Source organism: Aliiroseovarius sp. CAU 1755 (genome assembly GCF_054482655.1).
Map to the genome: position 1 here is coordinate 726,232 of NZ_JBTLRH010000002.1, position 19,822 is coordinate 746,053.

Genomic DNA, 19,822 nt, shown 5'->3' on the forward strand with positions numbered 1-19,822 from the left:
AAATGGGAATTCTTGATTTTCTGACCGGTGAATTCATTGACGTGATTCACTGGGTCGACGACACCCGCGACACCATGGTCTGGCGTTTCGAACGCGAAGATCACGAGATCAAATACGGCGCCAAGCTGACCGTGCGCGAAGGCCAGTCTGCTGTTTTCGTCCACGAAGGCCAGCTGGCCGATGTGTTCACACCCGGTCTTTACATGTTGGAAACCAACAACATGCCGATCCTGACCACGATCAACCACTGGGATCATGGGTTCAAGTCGCCATTCAAATCCGAGATCTATTTCGTCAACACCACCCGGTTCAATGACCTGAAATGGGGCACCAAGAACCCGATCATGCTGCGCGATCCCGAGTTTGGCCCGACGCGCATCCGCGCCTTTGGCACCTATAGCGTGCGCATTTCGGACCCGGCCCGGTTCCTTGTCGAAATCGTCGGCACAGATGGCGAGTTCACGATGGACGAGATCAGCTATCAGATCCGCAACATCATTGTGCAGGCCTTCAGTCGCGTGATTGCAGGCGCTGGCATCCCGGTTCTGGATATGGCCGCGAACACCGCCGATCTGGGCAAGCTGATTGCCACCGAGATATCTGGCATTGTCGCCGAATATGGGCTGACAATCCCTGAATTCTACATCGAAAACATCTCGCTCCCGCCGGCGGTCGAAGCCGCGCTGGACAAGCGCACGTCGATGGGCATCGCAGGCGATCTGGGGGCGTTCACGCAGTATTCCGCCGCCGAGGCCATGACAGCCGCTGCACAAAATCCCAACGGTGGGGGGGGTATGGGGGCCGGCCTTGGTATGGGCATGGGCATGGCGATGGCGGGCCAGATGGCTCAAGCCGGACCATGGGGTGCCGCGCCGCAAGCCGCGGGTGCGTCGCATACGCCACCGCCGCCGCCGGTCGAACATGTCTGGCACATCGCCGCGAACGGCAAAACCGAAGGGCCGTATTCAAAAGCGACGCTTGGGCGCATGGCTGCTTCGGGCGATCTGGCACGCGACAGCCATGTCTGGACCCCGGGTCAGGACGGCTGGAAACGCGCAGGCGACATTGCCGAACTTGCCCAGCTGTTCACTATCCTGCCACCGCCGCCGCCCGGCGCTTGACCCGCAGTGATTGGACAGGGGCAGCCTTGATTGCCCCTGCGCCACTGCCTGACTGCACGAGGCTTCTCTGATGGCTTTCCCGCGTGAAGACACCCAGACCACGCCGCTTGAACAGCACCGGTTTCCCTGTGATCAGTGCGGAGCGGACCTGCGCTTCGATCCTGAACACAACCAACTGACCTGTGATCATTGCGGGTTCCACAAGCCTATTGACGACCGATCAATGGCGCCGCCTGCCATTCGGGAACTCGACTTCAAGCGCGCATTGAACGCTCAACTTCCCGACACCGAGATCGAAGAGACACGGGTTGTCATTTGCCCGAACTGTGCCGCGCAGACCGAATTTGACGACAGTACACACGCTGCAGAATGTCCGTTTTGCGCAACGCCCATCGTCACGGACACCGGGCGGCACCGGCAGATCAAACCCAAGGGTCTTGCCCCGTTCGAGATCGAGGAAACCGATGCGCGCAAAGCCATGACAGATTGGCTGGGGCGGCTTTGGTTCGCCCCGAACGGTTTGCGCAACTATGCCCGCAAGGGGCGCAAGATGACCGGCATATATGTGCCCTACTGGACCTTCGACGCCGACACCAAAACGCAGTATTCCGGCCAACGCGGCACCGTGCATGAACGCGAACGCACCGTCGTGGTCAACGGCGAACGAACGACGCGTCGCACACAGCATGTGCGTTGGCAATCCGTGTCCGGGCAGGTAGCACGGTTCTTTGACGACACGCTTGTGCTGGCCTCGCGGGGCTTGCCGAAATCCTATACCGACGCGCTTGAACCTTGGGATTTGTCCCGGCTGGAACCCTACCGTCCCGAATATCTGGCTGGTTTCCGCGCCGAAGGCTATACGGTCGATCTGGAAGACGGCTTTAGCGAAGCGCGCGACCTGATGAACCGGGTCATTCTGCGCGATGTAAAGTTCGACATTGGCGGGGACCGACAGCGCGTCAGCGCGATGGACACGACCATGACAGATGTGACCTTCAAGCACATTTTGCTGCCGGTTTGGCTTGCGGCCTACAAATACCGCGGAAAAACCTATCGGTTTGTCGTCAACGGGCAGAACGGTCGCGTGCAGGGTGAACGCCCCTTCTCGGCATGGAAAATCGCGTTCGCCGTGATTTTGGGGCTGATCGCGGCGGGTGTGATCGGCTATTTGTCAGCGCAAAGCCAATAAGGGGATCCGATGCAGTTCGATGAGTTCAACGCGCTTTTGAGCGCTCGCCATTCGTGTCGCGCGTTCAAGCCTGATCCGCTGCCAGATGGCGTGATCGAAAAAATCCTGCTGGCCGCGCAAAAGGTGCCCAGCTGGTGCAACGCGCAACCTTGGCAGGTTGATGTGACCCGCGGTGACGAAACCGACCGCCTGCGCCTTGCGCTTCACGACCACGCGACGCGGGCCGCACAGACACCGGATGTTAAGTGGCCCAGCGCCTACACCGGCCCTTACCAAGCCCGGCGCAAGACCTGTGGGTTGCAGCTTTACGACAGCGTCGGCATAGAGCGCGGCGACCGTCGGGCCTCGGCCCGACAAATGCTGGAAAACTTCCAATTCTTCGGCGCGCCTCATATGGCGCTGGTCACTGCCCCGGCTGAACTGGGTGCCTATGCCTATCTTGACTGCGGAGGCTTCTTGACCGGCTTCACACTGGCCGCGACGGCCTTGGGGGTTGCGTCCATTCCGCAAGCCGCGGTCGCGGCTTTCGCGCCGTTCCTGCGCGACTGGTTCAAGCTGCCGGCAGACCGCGTGATCCTGTGCGGGATCTCGTTTGGATTTGCAGATGACACCCACCCCGCCAACGCCTTTCGCACCGACCGCGCCCCGCTTGACGAATGGGTCCGCTGGCACGGATTGAAGGTCTCGCTATGAGGGCGGTGATCCAAAGGGTCAGCAAGGCCTCGGTCAGCGTTGACGAAGATACCATCGGGAAGATCGGTCCCGGCTTGTTGATCCTGGTCTGTGCCATGGACGGAGACAGCGACGGGAATGCCGCCGCGCTGGCTGCCAAGATATCAAAGTTGCGCATCTTCAAGGATGAGGCAGGTAAAATGAACCGCGCGCTGATCGATACAGGCGGAGCCGCGCTTGTGGTCAGCCAGTTCACTTTGGCCGCCGACACGTCGCGTGGCAACCGCCCCGGCTTTTCAACTGCGGCCCATCCGGACGAGGGCGCTCGGCTGTATGAGCATTTCGCCGATCAGTTGCGAGGACATGGGATATCAGTTGCGCAAGGGCGTTTCGGTGCGGATATGGACGTGTCGCTGGTCAATGACGGTCCCGTTACGATCTGGATGGACCTTTAGCCCCAAAGACCCGCGTCAATATCCGGCCTTGCGATCGACCAGATGCAACAGCGGTTCGCCCGCCTCACTCCGGCGAATGTTTTCGACCACGACGCGCGCCGCCGACACTGGCCGCGTGTCTGACGCGATATGCGGGGTCACCGTCACCCTTGGATGCGCCCAATACGGGTGGTCGTCAGGCAACGGTTCAACCCGGAACACGTCCAGCGTGGCGTGCGCGATCTGCCCTTCGTCCAGCGCGGCCAACAGGGCTTGATCATCAATCAGCGGCCCCCGGCCCGGATTGATGATCACGGCCCCGCGCGGAAGCGCCGCCAGACGTTCACCATTCAGCAGATTTTCTGTCGCAGATGTGTCAGGCAGCAGCAGAACAAGGATCTCTGACTGCGCCAGAACGTCTTGCAAACCCGCGTCTGCGTGATGGCAGCAAATCCCCTCGATCTCTTTCGCACGACGGCTCCAGCCCATGACCTGAAAGTTCAGCGCTGCCAGGGCTTGGGCGCAGGCCGTTCCCAGCACGCCCAGCCCAAGAATGCCGACCCTGCGGTCACGCGCCAGAGGTGGCGCCGCACGGCCCCAACTGGGCTTGGTTCGTGTGATGTCGGCATCCATACCAAGGTGATGGCGCAGAACATGCCCCACGACCCATTCGGTCATGCCTTCGGATAAACCGCGATCAACCATCCGCGTATAGGGCTGGGTCAGGGTTTGGTTGGCGATGACCTTTTCCGCCCCCGCCCAAAGCCCCAAGACCGCCTTTGCGCGTGTGAACGGCGAAAAGTCCTGAAGCGGGCCGTTTGGCGCATAAACGATATAGTCCACCTCCGCTGCAGGCAGATCGCAGGACAGCGTTGCCGTGACGCCTGCTTCGGCCAATGAAGCGCGCAGTTCGGCTTGGTAGATCGACCAACGGCTTGGGTTTCCCGCGTAGAGGATATTGATGCTCATCTCTTCTGCCTTGCCCTGTGCACATGGGCGCTTTGAACCAGTCCGAAGCCGACCAAAAGAACCAACATCGCAGAGCCCCCATAGCTGACCATAGGCAGCGGCACGCCCACCACCGGGGCAAGCCCCATGACCATCGACATGTTCACAGCGAAGAAAAGAAAGAACGTGACCGCGACGCCAAGGATCAAAAGCGAACTGAAGCGGTCCTTGTTCTGAAACGCAGCCGCCACACAGAAGGCGATGATCAGCACATACAGCGCCAAAAGGGACGCGCCCCCCAGAAAGCCAAATTCCTCGGCCAAGGTGGTGAAAATGAAGTCCGTGTGTTTCTCGGGAAGGAAGTTCAGCCGCGACTGCGTGCCTTGCATGAACCCGCGCCCCGTCCAGCCGCCCGACCCAAGCGCAATCTTGGACTGGGTGATGTGATAGCCCGCGCCAAGCGGATCAGACGCCGGATCAAGGAACGTATCAATGCGCCGGTATTGGTAATTCTTGAGCAACTGCCAATCTGTGCCACGCGACATGAAGACCGAGGTCACAAGCCCCACACTCGAGGCCACCACCGCGCCGAAATACCAAAGGCTGACGCCAGCCAAGAACATCATTGCCCCACCGCCAGCGATCAGCAGGATCGAGGTGCCAAGATCAGGTTGTTTCAAGACCAGCGCAGTTGGCAGAAGGATCAGGATGATCGGCACCAGAACCCAGAACGGGCGCGACACCTTCTTCACGTCCAACCAGTCGTAATAGGCCGCCAAGATCATCACCAAGGTGATCTTGGTCAGTTCAGAGGGTTGAAGCCGAATAAATCCAAGGTCGATCCACCGCTGCGCACCCATCCCGGTCGAGCCAATGAATTCGACCAGAACCAGCAGCAGGATCGAGATGATATAGCCAAGACCCGCCATATTGCGCCAAAACCAGATCGGCACCATCGCAATGGCGAACATCAGCCCCATCCCCAGCGCAAATCGCTTCATCTGGGCGGCGGCCCAAGGCTCCATGCTGCCGCCAGCAACCGAATAGAGCATCAAGAACCCCACCCCGGCCACAGCCGACAACAGCAGCACTAAAAACCAGTTGATATGGAGCACTTTGCGTAAACCCGAGGGCACGTATTTTACGTTGTATTCCAGAAAGCTCATGCGCGGTTGCTTTCATCCACAAACCGTTCGGCCGGTGGGCGGCTCAGCAGTTCCTCGATCTCGCGCTGGCGCGACCGGATCGTGCCGCGTTGGCTTGAAGGATACGCCTCTAGTGGTGGTTGTCCGCCATAGACCGCTTGCAAAAGGATATCGCGCGCAATGGGGGCAGCTGCGGTCGAGCCACCGCCTCCATGTTCCACCACCACCGACACGGCATAGCGCGACGTTTCGGTCGGTGCATAGCAGACAAACAGCGCGTGATCGCGGCGGTTCCAGGGAAGGTCTTCGTTGCGAAAGACGCCGCGTGCCCGTTCGGCCTTGGTGATATTGCGCACTTGGCTGGTGCCGGTTTTGCCCGCCATGCGCAACCCGTCCGCCACGACCTTCGAGCGGCCGCCGGTGCCACGGCGCGCGTTCACGACCTCGTACATCCCCTGCCGCACAAGCGCCAAATTCTCTGCGTTGATCTCCATCTGACCGTCGTCAAGCACCGGTTGCTCAACACCGTTGATCGCGCGCACCAAACGTGGCGAAATGGCTTTCCCGGTCGAAATGCGCGCCGTCATCACCGCCAGTTGCAGTGGCGAGGCAAGAACGAAGCCTTGTCCAATTCCCGCATTCAGACTGTCGCCGATAACCCATTCTGCCCCGCGTGCTTCCAGTTTCCATGCTTTCGTCGGAACCAGACCCTGCGCGACGGCCGACAGGGGCAAATCATGACGATGTCCAAGCCCCAGACGCCGGGCCATCGCGGCAATCTTTTCGATCCCGACCCGTTGGGCGATTTCGTAGTAATAGATATCGCAGCTTTCGCGCAGACTTTTCACCAGATCGACCTTGCCGTGACCGGCCCGCTTCCAACAGTGGAACCTGCGTGAATGCACCTCGACATGGCCGTTGCATTTGACAATTTCACCGGGTCTGATCACGCCTTCTTCCAGCGCAGCCAGCGCGGTAACCATCTTGAAGGTCGATCCGGGGGGATAGGTGCCTTGCGCTGTCTTGGCCGCCAGCGGGCGATAGGGGTCTTCCAACAGCGATTTGTAATCGGCGCTGGATATGCCACGCACAAACTTGTTCGGGTCGAAAGACGGGGCCGAGCCGATGGCTAGGATATCGCCTGTCTGCGTGTCCAGCACCACTGCGGCAGAGCTTTCACCCGCCATACGCGCCTGAACATAGGCCTGAAGGTCAGCATCGACCGTCAACTGGATGTTGTCGCCCGCCTTGCCTTCCTCGCGCCCCAGTTCGCGCATTTCGCGCCCGACGGCGTTGACCTCAACCTCGCGGGTGCCGGCTGATCCACGCAAATCAAGCTCCAGCTTGGCTTCGACACCGCTTTTGCCAATTTGAAAGCGCGGGATCTGCAACAGGGGGTCTGGGTCCTCCAGCCGGCCAAGGTCATAGTCCGATACCGGGCCAACATAGCCCACCACATGGGCAAAATCCGATGCGCGCGGATAGATGCGCGACAGCCCGACCTCGGGCGTGACGCCGGGCAGCACGGGGGCATTCACAGCGACCTCAGCCACATCGGCCCAATCGACACGATCGGCCACGGTCACCGGAACGAACGAACTGCGCCGGCTCATTTCGTCAAGGGCGCGGCGAATGTCGGCGTCGTCAATCCAAATGATCTTGCGCAGCGTGTTCAGCACCTTTTTCGGGTCGCCTGCGTCCTCGCGCACCATGACAATGCGGTAATTTTGTTCGTTGCCCGCAATCAATTTGCCATTGCGGTCATGGATCAGCCCACGCGCGGGCGGGATCAGCTGAAACTTGATCCGGTTTTCTTCGGCGAGCGTTCGGTATTCCTCGGTTTGGTCAACCTGCATGAACCGCATGCGCCCCACCAAAAGGGCGGCAAACGACACCTGCAAGGCCCCAAGAACCAAGCCCCGCCGGGTAATGACGCGCGCACTTTTCTCTGTATCAGCTGGCGATCGCTTCATGCGGCCCGCCTCGCAATCGGGTCATCCCCCGGCTGCAATTTGACAACGCCCAAGACATAGACCGACACGAATACAATCAGCGGATAAACCATTGCCGTTGACAAAAACTGCATAAGCGCCCGCCCAAATGGCACCTGATCCACGAAGAACACGACCAGCAACAGGCGTTGCGCCACCAACATCGCAAACATGGCGGCCACCACCATACCCCATTCCACCAGAAAAGGCTGCTCGCGCAGGCTGGTTTCACGACGGCGCAGAAACTCGACCCCTGCAACCACCATCAAGGACCAAACCCCCGGAACCCGTTGAAAAAGCATGTCCATGAGAAAGAATAGCACAGCCACCAACAGAACCGGCACGTAATCCGGGCGGCGCAGCACCCAGGCAAAGCAGATCGCCAACAAAAGGTCCGGGCCAGGCAAACGGCCCGGCGTCAGGTCAATCGGCAACAGGCGGGCAAACAAAATCGCCGCGGCAATGCCCACCAGCACAAGCCAAAAGAGCCATCGGATCAATGTCAGGCGATCTGTCATCGATCATCCCCATCCGTCAGCGGCTGGTCCCCGCCTTCGTTGTCCACACCGAACACCTGCTGGGGCATCGGCGGCAAAGCAGGTGTCGAGATGATCAGAGCGCCGTCATCTTCAACCTTTTCGCCCGGATGGCTGCGCAACACGCGCAGGAACTCCAGCCGTTCATAGTCGGCGGCCAGCCGGACCCGCAAACGGCGATCCGTTCCCATCGCGACATGACCAACCAAAAGCCCCGCCGGAAACACGCCCCCATCACCCGATGACACCACGCGGTCACCGGGGCGCACCTTCTCGGGCGCCTCCAGAAACTCGACCGGCGGCGCGGCCGAGTTATCGCCGACCAGCAATGCGGTCTGCCCCGAGGGTTGCACCATGATCGGAATGCGGCTGTTGCTGTCCGTCAGCAAGATGACGCGGCTGGTCTGCTGGCCAACGCCAGAAATGCGCCCGACCAGACCCAGACCATCGGTGGTCGCCCAGCCATCAACGATCCCGTCGCGCGCGCCAATGTTCAAAAGAACCGACTGGCGAAAGGGTGACCCGCTATCGGCCAGAACCACCCCAGTGACAAAAGACAGCTGCGCATCCAGTCGCACATTGTTCAGGTTCAGAAGCTGCGCGTTTTCCTGTTCCAACTGAAGCGCCGCTTCTTTCCACGCTTTCATCTGTTGCAATTCGCGACGCAGTTCCTGGTTCTGTTCATAGATCCGCTGGTAGGACTGAAAACCTTCGACCATTCCAACCAATCGGGTGACCGGGACAAGCGCCCAGTCGAAACTTGGCACCACGCGGTCTACCAGATTGGCGCGAAACCGTTCGACCCGAGGACTGTCGATGCGCCAGACCAGAAACATCAGGAATAGACTCGCCATCAGAAGGCCGACAAGAAGCCTGCGCATCGGGCGGGCGTAGATGTCGCTCTGATTGGTCTTCATTGCCAAAATGGCCTCCGGTTACCCCAGAAGGTTACCCCAGACGAGACCGGCCCCGCAACACGAGGGCGATCCTGTTTAGCTGTCGTAATCGATGACGTGGCGCAGTTGCTTTTCGAACTCCAGCGCTTTTCCGGTGCCCAATGCCACGCAGTTCAGGCTTTCATCCGCGACCGATATCGACAACCCTGTTTGCTCGCGCAGCGCCAGATCCAGCTCGCCAAGCAGCGCACCGCCACCGGTCAGCATCACGCCCCGGTCCACGATGTCAGCCGCCAAATCCGGCGGAGTTGCTTCCAACGCGGTCATGACCGCTTCGCAAATCTGTTGCACGGGTTCTGCCAATGCTTCGGCAACCTGTGCCTGACTGATCTCGGTTTCTTTGGGCACACCGTTCAAAAGGTCGCGCCCACGAATCTGTAGCGACGCGCCACGGCCGTCATCGGGCATACGTGCCGTGCCGATCGAGGTCTTGATCCGCTCGGCAGTGGTTTCGCCCACCAGAATGTTTTGCTGGCGGCGCAGATAATTGATGATCGCATCATCCATCCGGTCGCCGCCCACGCGCACAGATCGCGCATAGACGATGTCACCCAGCGACATCACGGCCACCTCGGTCGTGCCGCCGCCAATGTCGACAACCATGTTGCCGGTGGGGTCGGTGATCGGCATACCGGCACCAATCGCTGCTGCGATCGGCTCTGCCACCAGACCGGCGCGGCGTGCACCAGCGGACAAAACCGACTGGCGGATCGCGCGTTTTTCAACCGGGGTCGCGCCGTGGGGCACACAGACGATGATCTTGGGCTTCGAGAATGTCGTGCGCTTGTGAACCTTGCGGATGAAGTGCTTGATCATCTCTTCCGCGCTGTCGAAATCGGCAATGACGCCTTCGCGCATCGGTCGGATCGCTTCGATCGAGCCGGGGGTCCGGCCAAGCATCAGTTTGGCATCTTCGCCAACGGCCAGCACCTTCTTGACGCCATCCTTCACGTGATACGCAACCACCGAAGGCTCGTTCAGGACGATGCCTTTGCCTTTCACATAGACCAGCGTATTCGCTGTCCCAAGGTCAATTGCCATGTCCGACGAGAACAAGCTCGAAAACCCAACCATGAATGCTTACCCCGATTCGATACCCTTCGCGTCCGCGATTCCCTGTGGGCGCAGACCGCTGGATGTATAAGCGTCGGGGGGCGCAGGTGAAAGCCCTAATCCGAATTCACAGGCGGCATACCGCTTAAAAGCGGGCATTGTTTCCATGTCGAAAATTCTGTCCGGTGCCCTGTCAACCATAGGTCGGCCAACCCCAAAGCTCATCATCATTGATCAATGGATGCGCATGGCGGTGGCGCAATCTACAAGAATTGCACCTGTGGCGATGATCCTCAGACCGAAACCGAACAGCGCAACCACCTGAGCCGCGCACAAGCGTTGCTTGGGTGCAGTTGGACTGGGCGCGTTTCATGCGGGCAAGTAAAGCCCCGCCCGCATGGTCGTCAGTGGATCAAACCCCGGCAGGTTTGGTTTTTTCGCGCCGGACCAACAGGTTGTTCAGCGCGTTCACGTAGGCTTTGGCCGAGGCCACGACCGTGTCTGTATCGGACGATTGCCCCGTGACGATCTTGCCGTTCTCCTCCATCCGCACCGACACGGTGGCCTGTGCGTCTGTGCCTTCGGTCACAGCGTGCACCTGATACAGTTGCAGGCGCGCGTCATGCGGGAACAACATCTGGATCGCATTGAACGTTGCATCAACCGGGCCATCGCCGGTGGCGGTTTTCTGGTGATCGACACCGTCAATCTCCAACGTCAGGTCCGCGGATTGAGGCGCTTCGGTGCCGCAAATCACGCGCAGGAATTTCACCTGAATGCGGTCATTGGCGGCATCCGTTCCGTCTCGCATCAGGGCGATCAGGTCATCGTCGAACACCTCTTTCTTGCGGTCGGCCAGTTCCTTGAACCGCACGAACACGTCTTTCAACTGGTTGTCGCCCACATCAAAGCCCAGTTGGTTCAACCGGTCGCGCAACGCCGCCCGGCCCGAGTGCTTGCCCAGCACCAGGCTGGTTTCGGACAGGCCCACATCTTCGGGGCGCATAATCTCGAACGTCTCGGCATTTTTCAGCATGCCGTCTTGGTGGATGCCGCTTTCATGGGCGAACGCGTTTTTGCCAACGATGGCCTTGTTATACTGCACCGCAAAACCTGACACCTGCGCAACACGACGCGAGATGTTCATGATCTTGGTCGTATCGACACCCGTGTCCCACGGCATAATGTCATGACGGACTTTCAAGGCCATCACGACCTCTTCAAGCGCCGTGTTTCCTGCACGTTCGCCCAGCCCGTTGATGGTGCACTCGATCTGGCGCGCACCGGCTTCGACAGCCGCCAGTGAGTTCGCGGTCGCCATGCCCAGATCGTTATGGCAATGGGTGGCGAACGTGACCTCGTCCGCGCCCGGCACTTTTTCAATCAGCATGCGGATCAGATCGGCACTTTCGCGCGGGGCAGTATAGCCGACCGTATCGGGGATGTTGATCGTCGTGGCGCCCGCTTTGATCGCAATTTCGATCACCCGGCACAGATAGTCATGTTCAGTCCGTGTCGCGTCCATCGCCGACCACTGCACATCGTCCGTCAGATTGCGCGCATGGGTGACGGTTTCATGGATCAGATCCGCCATCGCGTCTTTGGTCAGGTTGGGGATTTCCCGGTGCAGGGGCGACGTGCCGATGAAGGTGTGGATACGTGGCTTGGCGGCATGGCGCACGGCTTCGGCGCAGCGGTCGATATCCTTGAAATTCGCACGGCTCAGCCCGCAAATCACCGATCGTTTCGACCGTTTCGCAATCTCGCTCACCGCTGCGAAATCGCCCTCGGACGCAATCGGGAAACCTGCTTCGATGATGTCGACACCCATGTCGTCCAGCATCTCGGCGATTTCCAGTTTCTCGTCATGGGTCATAGTCGCGCCGGGGCTTTGTTCGCCGTCACGCAGGGTGGTGTCGAATATCAACACATTGTCAGAGGTCTTGGTCATTGTTTTATCTTCTCAATATCAGTGTCTTAGCCAGTTGCCCCAAAGGACAGACCCGGTTCGGGTGCAATGTTCCAATTATGAGGCGGAGAATGTGGCGCGGTTTGCATATCCCCTGAGCGGTCGCGCCGAAACGGCACGCTCAGAGGCGGCTAAGAAGAAGCAGAAGGCTCAGGCCCAGCGCGGGGCGAGCGATGATATGTGTCTGCGTTTCCATGGTCGTGACTATAGGGCGGTTTGGCGTGAGATAAAGCCCCTATTTCCACCCTGACCGCAGAAAACGGGCGGTGGTCGTGCTTTTCTTCACAGGAAAATCAGTTTGTTACGGGGCAGAACGACCCGGTTCCCCTAGTTCGCCGCAGCACCGGCGCTGGCCGCAGCGGCCGCGGCGCCCGCGTCGCTTCCAACTTGCGGTGCTGGCGTCGTGGTGGCAGCACCTTCGATCACGCCATCCTCCCACATGCCATCTTCCTGGCTACCATCCGCGCGTGTCACCATGCCCTTGCCGTGCCGCTTGCCCTTCTCAAAGCCACCTTCATATCGGTCGCCATTAGCATAGACGGCAACGCCTTGCCCGTGGAACAGACCAGACACCCAATCGCCCTGATAGGTGAAGCCATCAGCGGTCTGAAGCTTGCCCTGACCTTCGCGCAGGCCGCCGACAAATTGGCCCTCATAGACCGAGCCATCTGCAAGCTTCGACATACCCTGACCATGCGGTTTGCCCGCCTGCCACGCGCCCACATAAGTTGACCCGTCGCGCGTGATCAGGCTGCCTTGCCCGTCATACAGCGCGTCCTTGAAACTGCCTTCGTAAACGGTGCCGTTTGCAAACCGCGCAACACCATTGCCGTCGATGACCCCGGCCTTCCATTCACCTTCGTAGCTGTTGCCGTCAGGGTATTGGATTGTGCCGGTGCCATCAGACAGACCGTTGCGAAATTGTCCTTGGTAGGTCGAGCCATCGGGATAGGTCACGGCGCCTTGTCCCTGAATGACACCTGCGACCCAGTTGCCTTCATACCGATAGCCATCCGCGCCTTCGAATACACCGGCACCATGGCGTTTGTCGTCTTCGAACGCGCCTTCATAGCGGTCACCGTTGGCATAGGTCACGACCCCTTTGCCCTGCCGTGTGCCGGCTTCGAAATTGCCGGTATAGACATCGCCATTGGCCTGTTTCAGAACGCCTTCGCCCTGCATTTGCCCCTTGGCCCATGTGCCATCGAACACCATGCCATCAGGTTGGGTCAGGATGCCCTGCCCGTCACGTTCGCCGCCACGCATTTCACCGTCATAGACAGACCCATCGGCATAGGTGGATGTGCCGCGCCCCTCTTTGACGCCAGCGACCCAGTCACCCTCATAGATATAGCCAGAGGGGCTCTGAAGCCGTCCTTGGCCGTGATGCAGCGCGTTACGAAATCCGCCTTCGTATTTGATGCCGTTGGCGTAGATCGCAAGCCCCGAGCCGTTGATCTTGCCATCCACCCAATCGCCTTCAAAGGTCGATCCGTCCGCAAAGGTGATCTTGCCAAACCCCTCGGGTTTGCCCTTGGCAAAACTGCCTTCATAGACTGACCCATTGGGGAAACGCGCCACGCCCTGCCCCAGGATCTGACCTTCAAAGAATTCGCCCGTGTATTCATACCCGGTTGGCAGCCGCAATGTTCCCATGCCGTGCTGCACACCACCTTTGAACGTGCCTTCGTAGACCGCGCCATCCTCGTATTGCTTGGTTTCGACCTGCGCCAAGGCTGGACCCGCGCCGGCAAACAAAACTGTTGTGACACCAAAAAAACTTGCGCGAAGGGGATGCATATCCAACCTCTTTCCCAAAAAAACCTACTGTGCGCGACAACACCGCACCAACCCGGTCCAAGCCTATGCGAGCCCCCGTCCCGAAACAACGGTTTTCACGAAGGGGCTCTTTATCCCGCACGCAAACCTGCTACATCTGGGCCAAGGATGACCCCGGCGCTGGTGGCCGGGCGCAAAGGATACGCGCGATGAGTAACAATTTCCGCCTGACGCTGGCGCAGCTTAACCCGACTGTGGGCGCGATTTCCGCCAATGCCGACAAGGCGCGGGACGTTTGGGCGCAGGCCAAGGCAGCCGGCAGCGACATGCTGGCCCTGCCCGAGGCGTTTATCACCGGCTATCAGACCCAAGACCTTGTGATGCGTCCGCAATTTTTCCGCGACGCGATGGCGGTGGTGGAACAACTCGCCGCCGACTGCGCTGATGGTCCCGCCATTGGAATCGGCGGGCCATTTCACGACGGCAAGGATTTGTTCAACGCCTATTTCATCTTGAAAGGCGGCAAGGTCGCGGCGCGTGTTCTGAAGCAACGCCTGCCCAACTTCACCGTCTTTGATGAGGAGCGCCAGTTCACCTCGGCCGACCCGCAAGGTCCGGTTGCGCTGGGCCCGATTCGTATCGGTATCCCGATTTGCGAAGACGCGTGGCATAGCGAGGACGTGTGCGAAACGCTGGCCGAAAGCGGGGCGGAGTTTCTGTTGATCCCCAACGGCTCGCCCTACTACCGGCGCAAGTTCGATGTGCGCGTAAACCACATGGTGGCGCGCGTGGTCGAAACCGGCTTGCCGCTGGTCTATCTGAACATGGTGGGCGGGCAGGATGATCAGGTCTTTGACGGCGGCACCTTTGCCCTGAACCCCGGCGGAGAGCTTGCCTTCCGCATGTCGACCTTCGACGAAGAAATCCGGCACGTCGACCTGAACCGGACAGATGACGGATGGCGCATCACCCCCGGCCCCATTGCTGTGCATGGGGATGAGTGGGAACAGGACTATCGCGCGATGGTCGAAAGCCTGCGTGATTATATGGGCAAGACCGGGTTCAAACAGGTGCTTCTGGGTCTGTCCGGCGGGATCGACAGCGCGATTGTGGCCACCATCGCCGCAGACGCGCTTGGGCCGGAGAATGTGCGCTGCGTGATGCTGCCATCGGAATACACTTCGCAAAGCTCGCTGGATGACGCCAAGGACATCGCCCAGCGCCTTGGCTGCACCTATGATTTCGTGCCGATCAAGGAAGGGCGCGACGCAATCACCAACACGCTGGCGCCACTATTTGAAGGCACCGAACCGGACGTGACCGAGGAAAACATCCAGTCCCGCCTGCGCGGCCTGCTGCTGATGGCGCTGTCCAACAAGACCGGCGCGATGCTGCTGACCACAGGAAACAAATCCGAGGTCGCGGTGGGCTATGCCACGATCTATGGTGATATGTCGGGGGGCTATAACCCGATCAAAGACCTATATAAAACCCGCGTGTTTGAACAATGCCGCTGGCGCAACGCCAACCACCGCGACTGGATGGAAGGCCCCGAGGGCGAGGTGATCCCGGTATCGATTATCGACAAACCCCCCTCGGCTGAACTGCGCCCCGATCAGAAAGACGAAGACAGCCTGCCACCCTATGAGGTGCTGGATGCGATCCTCGAGGGGTTGATCGATGACGAAAAATCCGTGGCCGAACTGGTGGCCGAAGGGTTTGACCGCGCGACCGTCAAGAAGGTCGAGCACCTGATCTTCATCTCGGAATACAAACGCTTCCAATCCGCGCCGGGCACCCGCCTGACCATGCGCAGTTTCTGGTTGGACCGCCGCTATCCGATCGTGAATCGCTGGCGGGACGAAAGCTGATCGCCCTGCCGCGAGCGCCTCAGCCCATCAAAAGCTGATAGCTGTGCGGGACATAGTGGAACCCGCCGTCACGTTCCTCGACATAGCCCAGCGCAGGGAAAGGCATGTGATAGCCGATGAAGGGCATCTTTTCGGCTGCCAGCATTCCCAACAGCGTTTTGCGGGTTGCAGCCGCCGCTGCCTTGTCACGGTCGAATTTCACCTCCCAATCCGGGTAGGCCAGCGACCAGACATAATGGTTGGCGAAATCAGCGGCGATCAACAGGGATTGCCCGTCGCTGTCTAACCGGAACGCCATGTGGCCGGGCGTGTGGCCGAATGCCTCGACCGCTTCAATCCCCGACACCACGCTGTCACCACCGTTGATCATCGTGGTCTGTTCGGCCAGTGGCGCGACCTTGGCGTCGAACCCGTCATTGCCCGCGGCAGCCCAGTGATCAAACTCGACAGCGCCGGTGACATAGCGTGCGTTGGGGAAGGTGACGCCCGCATCACCCGCCAATCCGCCGATGTGGTCCCCGTGCATGTGGGTCAGCACGACGATATCCACCTGATCGGGGGTATAGCCCGCAGCCGCCATAGCCCCAGTGATACCCGCCGCACTCAGGCCGGTGTCAAACAGCACAAGCTCTGACCCCGTGTTGACCAGCGTCGGTGTGAAAAAGAACTGCGCAGCGGTTGTGGGGATGTGTGCGGCGTCGGAGACTGCCGCAAATTCATCTGCGCTGACATTCATGCCGAAAATGCTCTGCGGCTCTTCCACCGTGCGGTTGCCAGCCAGCAGGGTTGTCACCTCGAACCCGCCCAGTTTCACGGTCTGTGCGGCCGTTTTGGCAAGGCCCATTTGCGGTGCCATGGCATTTGCAGAACCGGCCACCAATCCGGCGAAGGGTGTCGCGGCACCCGCCACCAACAGGTGACGACGCGACAGAGTAGGCGTGGCAAAACGTTTCATGTGAGACCTCCCAAAACGATCAATTTCGTTGAAACAACAGCGTGCAGTATACTCGGATTCTATCATTGAGGGATTCACACAATTGTGACGGGTCCAGCGCAAGAGGGGCACGCCGATGGCGACGGGCAACAAGGCAAACAAAACCCAAGCGACGACGCAAGACGTCGCCCGCTTCATCGAAACGGTCGACCCCTTGTCAAAACGCGAAGACGCCCGCGTGCTGGACCAGATTTTTCGCGACGTGACCGGCTTTCACCCTGCCATGTGGGGGCCAACGATCATCGGTTATGGCCGCTATCACTACCGCTATGACAGCGGGCGCGAGGGCGACTTTCTGGCCACCGGATTTTCCCCACGCAAGGCCCGCCATTCGATCTATATCATGCCGGGATATGCGGATTTCGGGGATATTCTGGCCCGACTTGGCAAGCACAAGATGGGCAAATCCTGCCTTTACGTGAACAAGCTGGCCGATATCGACCTGGACGTGCTGGCCGAGCTTATCCGCGCGGGACTGCGCGATCTGGAACAGAAATGGCCGGTCGAGGCGACCTGATCATTCCCACCAGCGATCAATCGCAGCGATATCATCATCCGACCACCCGAAATGATGGGCGAATTCGTGCACGATGATATGCGCCACCAATTCAGCCAGCGAAACATCACCCCGCGACGCCCATTCATCGAGGATTGGCCTGCGGAACAGAAAGACCGTATCTGGCGCGGTTGGCTGATCGGTCACCGATTTTTGCGTCAGCGGAATGCCTTCGTAAACCGCGGTCAGCTCGAATGGGTCGACAATCTCCATCTCCGCCAGCAGCCCGGCGCTCGGCATATTCTCGACACGTATCCCGACTTCCAGCGCCTTTTCAACGAACGCAGGCGGCAAGCGCATTCGGGCGTCATAAGCGAGCGCTTCGATATCAGCGATGGAGGGGGCGTATTTACGGGTCATACCGGATTATATGGACAAAAGCGGGCCAGTATGAAAGAGGGACGAGCCAAGGAGACACACCATGACCACCACCCGTTTTGCCCCCTCGCCCACCGGCTACATCCATGTTGGCAACCTGCGCACCGCGCTGTTCAACTATCTGATCGCTGCCAAATCGGGCGGGCAGTTCATCCTGCGCCTTGATGATACCGATCCTGAACGGTCCAAGCAGGAATACGCGGATGCCATCAAGGAAGATCTGGAATGGTTGGGCCTGACATGGGACCGGGTTGAAAAGCAGTCCGACCGGCTGGACCGCTATGAGGAAGCCGCCCAGAAGTTGCGAGATATGGGCCGGTTTTACGAGTGTTTCGAGACACCTACCGAGCTGGACCTGAAGCGCAAGAAGCAGCTGAACATGGGCAAACCGCCGGTCTATGACCGCTCAGCGCTGGCGCTGTCAGACGACGAGAAGTCCAAGCTGCGCGAAGAACGCGGGCAAGGCCACTGGCGGTTCAAGCTGGATCACGAGCGGATCAACTGGACCGATGGCATTCTGGGCGACATCTCGATTGATGCGGCGTCCGTGTCTGACCCGGTGTTGATCCGGGGCGATGGGCAGTTCCTTTACACGCTGGCTTCGGTCTGTGACGACATCGACTTCGGGATTACGGACGTTGTGCGCGGGTCGGACCACGTGACCAACACCGCGACGCAAATCCAAATAATTGAGGCGTTGGGCGGCAAGGTCCCGACCTTCACCCACCACTCGCTTCTGACCGGCCCGCAAGGCGAGGCGCTGTCCAAGCGTCTAGGCACGCTGGCGATCCGCGACTTGCGCGAACGCGGTGTGCAGCCGATGGCGCTGCTCAGCCTGCTGGCACGGCTGGGATCTTCGCAACCGGTCGAGCTTCGCAGCTCGTTGGAAGAAATCGTTGACGGTTTCGATCTGGAGACCTTTGGCTCTGCCCCCACCAAATTCGACGTCGAAGACCTGTTTCCGCTGACCGCTCGTTACCTGTCGCATCTGCCGGTCGAGGCGGTCGCAGATACGTTGGACGACCTTGGCGTCCCCGCCGACAAGGCCAACGCCTTCTGGACCGTCGCGCGTGAAAACATCACGACGCTGAGCGATCTTGAAGCATGGTGGACCCTGTGTCGCGACGGCGCTGACCCGGTGATCGAAGAAGAAGACCGCGAGTTCGTCGCAACCGCGATGGGGCTTCTGCCCGATGGACCGTACGACGCCGACAGCTGGTCAAAATGGACCGCCGCCGTGAAAGAAGCCACGGGCCGCAAAGGGCGCGGGTTGTTCATGCCGCTGCGTAAGGCCGTCACCGGGATGAGCCACGGGCCGGACATGTCGGCCCTTCTGCCGCTTTTGCAAGTGATCCGCGCGAAGGGCTGACACCGCAGCCGCAGTGTCAATACCGGTTACGGACTTACCGTCTTACCCGCACCGATAGCCGCGACAGGCCTTCGTCTACAATCGCGCGCTCCTCAGTGCTCAGCGTTTGTGCGCGCGGATAGATCGGCGCAGCCCGGTCGTCCAAAATGGGAGCGTGCCAACCTTCTGTCGTCTCGAAGAAGTGGGTCACGCCATCTGTGCCGAACTCGGCCAGATAACCCTGAACCACGACATCAATGTAGCTGAGCAGCACCGGGTTGCGATCGGTGGGCGCGTGGTGGTCCCCGTCGGCAATCGCATAAAGGACGACCTCCAGATCTCCGGCCGCATAGCTGATTTCCGGCCCCAACGGCACACGCGCATAAGCCCGTTCGCGCGCGTCCAGTGCGGACCAATTGCCATCAGGCACAGCTGCGATCAGGCCTTCTATGTAATCGTCACGCGCCGGGACCGCCGTCAAATAGCACACATCGCGCAAGGGCGAACGACGCCACGCCCGCCGCCATCCCGTCACACGCGCCGGCTGGCGCCCATCGTAGTCATGTGTGCGTCGGTTGACCAACGATCCGTAGCCGAAAAAGCAGCGATCCTTCATCCGGACAGATTGCATGTGCATGCATTTGTAGACAAGACTTGTCGAACGCCATCAAGGCGGCTATTTTCGCGCCATCGCATCGGGAGAATCTGGCGGAGGCCAGTGCCGAAGGAGCAACCGCCCCGGTAAACTCTCAGGCTCATGGACCGATGCAATGCGAGAACTCTGGAGAGAGGCACTTACGTGCCCGCCGAAGGGATAACGATCTCAGGCGACGAGGACAGAGGGGGCATCGATGAGCGCGATAGCGCTCGAACGATGCCGGG

At 59.9% G+C, this 19,822-nt stretch carries 18 protein-coding genes and 2 riboswitches; of the genes, 7 read left to right on the forward strand and 11 right to left on the reverse strand.

Features of this window, described 5'->3' with window-relative positions:
• Positions 1 to 2: 2 nt before the first annotated feature.
• The 4 genes from ACXYMP_RS10630 to dtd all read left to right on the forward strand — a co-directional run bounded on the left by ACXYMP_RS10630 (position 3) and on the right by dtd (position 3,437).
• Positions 3 to 1,121 (forward strand): SPFH domain-containing protein, encoded by a 1,119-nt coding sequence (locus ACXYMP_RS10630; RefSeq protein ID WP_298569426.1) that lies wholly within the window; start codon positions 3 to 5, stop codon positions 1,119 to 1,121.
• 70 nt (positions 1,122 to 1,191) lie between these two features.
• Positions 1,192 to 2,310 carry a TFIIB-type zinc ribbon-containing protein gene (locus tag ACXYMP_RS10635; protein ID WP_298569423.1) on the forward strand — a complete coding sequence of 373 codons (1,119 nt, stop codon included), beginning with the start codon at positions 1,192 to 1,194 and terminating at the stop codon, positions 2,308 to 2,310.
• 9 nt (positions 2,311 to 2,319) lie between these two features.
• Complete coding sequence (locus ACXYMP_RS10640; RefSeq protein WP_458906172.1) at positions 2,320 to 3,003, forward strand: nitroreductase; 684 nt, start codon at positions 2,320 to 2,322, stop codon at positions 3,001 to 3,003.
• Positions 3,000 to 3,437, forward strand: coding sequence for a D-aminoacyl-tRNA deacylase (gene dtd / locus ACXYMP_RS10645; protein WP_298569417.1), 438 nt, complete (start codon positions 3,000 to 3,002; stop codon positions 3,435 to 3,437). Before ACXYMP_RS10640 ends, dtd begins: the two co-directional genes overlap by 4 nt.
• 15 nt (positions 3,438 to 3,452) lie before the next feature.
• Here dtd and ACXYMP_RS10650 read toward each other — a convergent pair whose 3' ends face one another.
• The 8 genes from ACXYMP_RS10650 to ACXYMP_RS10685 form a co-directional block, all read right to left on the reverse strand.
• Positions 3,453 to 4,385, reverse strand: a complete 933-nt coding sequence (locus tag ACXYMP_RS10650) for a 2-hydroxyacid dehydrogenase (protein ID WP_458906175.1) — start codon at positions 4,383 to 4,385, stop codon at positions 3,453 to 3,455.
• The gene (gene rodA / locus ACXYMP_RS10655) at positions 4,382 to 5,530 is read right to left on the reverse strand and encodes a rod shape-determining protein RodA (protein ID WP_458906177.1); all 1,149 of its coding nucleotides are present in this window, start codon (positions 5,528 to 5,530) and stop codon (positions 4,382 to 4,384) included. Before rodA ends, ACXYMP_RS10650 begins: the two co-directional genes overlap by 4 nt.
• Positions 5,527 to 7,482 (reverse strand): penicillin-binding protein 2, encoded by a 1,956-nt coding sequence (gene mrdA, locus ACXYMP_RS10660; protein WP_298569409.1) that lies wholly within the window; start codon positions 7,480 to 7,482, stop codon positions 5,527 to 5,529. Before mrdA ends, rodA begins: the two co-directional genes overlap by 4 nt.
• A complete protein-coding gene (locus ACXYMP_RS10665; protein ID WP_458906179.1) occupies positions 7,479 to 8,018 on the reverse strand; it encodes a rod shape-determining protein MreD in 540 nt (179 codons plus the stop codon). The genes mrdA and ACXYMP_RS10665 overlap by 4 nt, the downstream gene beginning before the upstream one ends.
• The gene (mreC, locus tag ACXYMP_RS10670) at positions 8,015 to 8,959 is read right to left on the reverse strand and encodes a rod shape-determining protein MreC (RefSeq protein WP_458906181.1); all 945 of its coding nucleotides are present in this window, start codon (positions 8,957 to 8,959) and stop codon (positions 8,015 to 8,017) included. Before mreC ends, ACXYMP_RS10665 begins: the two co-directional genes overlap by 4 nt.
• Positions 8,960 to 9,028: 69 nt before the next feature.
• Entirely contained in the window at positions 9,029 to 10,066 is a 1,038-nt protein-coding gene (locus ACXYMP_RS10675) for a rod shape-determining protein (protein ID WP_298569403.1), read from the reverse strand.
• Positions 10,067 to 10,457: 391 nt separating this feature from the next.
• Positions 10,458 to 11,996 carry a 2-isopropylmalate synthase gene (locus ACXYMP_RS10680; RefSeq protein WP_298569401.1) on the reverse strand — a complete coding sequence of 513 codons (1,539 nt, stop codon included), beginning with the start codon at positions 11,994 to 11,996 and terminating at the stop codon, positions 10,458 to 10,460.
• A gap of 345 nt (positions 11,997 to 12,341) precedes the next feature.
• The gene (locus tag ACXYMP_RS10685) at positions 12,342 to 13,814 is read right to left on the reverse strand and encodes an MORN repeat-containing protein (RefSeq protein WP_458906184.1); all 1,473 of its coding nucleotides are present in this window, start codon (positions 13,812 to 13,814) and stop codon (positions 12,342 to 12,344) included.
• A 188-nt stretch (positions 13,815 to 14,002) separates the two neighbouring features.
• Between ACXYMP_RS10685 and ACXYMP_RS10690 the strand changes: the two genes are divergently transcribed.
• On the forward strand, positions 14,003 to 15,664 hold the full coding sequence (locus ACXYMP_RS10690; protein ID WP_458906186.1) for an NAD+ synthase: 1,662 nt from the start codon (positions 14,003 to 14,005) through the stop codon (positions 15,662 to 15,664).
• Positions 15,665 to 15,683: 19 nt separating this feature from the next.
• On the opposite strand, the gene ACXYMP_RS10695 is transcribed toward ACXYMP_RS10690, so the two are convergent.
• On the reverse strand, positions 15,684 to 16,619 hold the full coding sequence (locus ACXYMP_RS10695) for an MBL fold metallo-hydrolase (RefSeq protein WP_458906188.1): 936 nt from the start codon (positions 16,617 to 16,619) through the stop codon (positions 15,684 to 15,686).
• 115 nt (positions 16,620 to 16,734) lie between these two features.
• Between ACXYMP_RS10695 and ACXYMP_RS10700 the strand changes: the two genes are divergently transcribed.
• Positions 16,735 to 17,175, forward strand: a complete 441-nt coding sequence (locus ACXYMP_RS10700; RefSeq protein WP_458906190.1) for a DUF1801 domain-containing protein — start codon at positions 16,735 to 16,737, stop codon at positions 17,173 to 17,175.
• Here ACXYMP_RS10700 and ACXYMP_RS10705 read toward each other — a convergent pair whose 3' ends face one another.
• Positions 17,176 to 17,574 carry a metallopeptidase family protein gene (locus ACXYMP_RS10705; RefSeq protein ID WP_248367381.1) on the reverse strand — a complete coding sequence of 133 codons (399 nt, stop codon included), beginning with the start codon at positions 17,572 to 17,574 and terminating at the stop codon, positions 17,176 to 17,178.
• A gap of 61 nt (positions 17,575 to 17,635) precedes the next feature.
• Between ACXYMP_RS10705 and gltX the strand changes: the two genes are divergently transcribed.
• Positions 17,636 to 18,961: a glutamate--tRNA ligase gene (gltX, locus tag ACXYMP_RS10710; RefSeq protein ID WP_458906193.1), complete on the forward strand. Its 1,326-nt coding sequence runs from the start codon at positions 17,636 to 17,638 to the stop codon at positions 18,959 to 18,961.
• 34 nt (positions 18,962 to 18,995) lie between these two features.
• Here the strand turns inward: gltX and ACXYMP_RS10715 are convergent, their stop codons facing one another.
• Positions 18,996 to 19,571, reverse strand: coding sequence for a gamma-glutamylcyclotransferase family protein (locus tag ACXYMP_RS10715; RefSeq protein WP_458906195.1), 576 nt, complete (start codon positions 19,569 to 19,571; stop codon positions 18,996 to 18,998).
• 55 nt (positions 19,572 to 19,626) lie between these two features.
• A riboswitch (glycine riboswitch) is annotated at positions 19,627 to 19,715 on the forward strand.
• Positions 19,716 to 19,790: riboswitch (glycine riboswitch) on the forward strand. It abuts the riboswitch before it with no gap.
• Positions 19,791 to 19,822 lie beyond the last annotated feature (32 nt).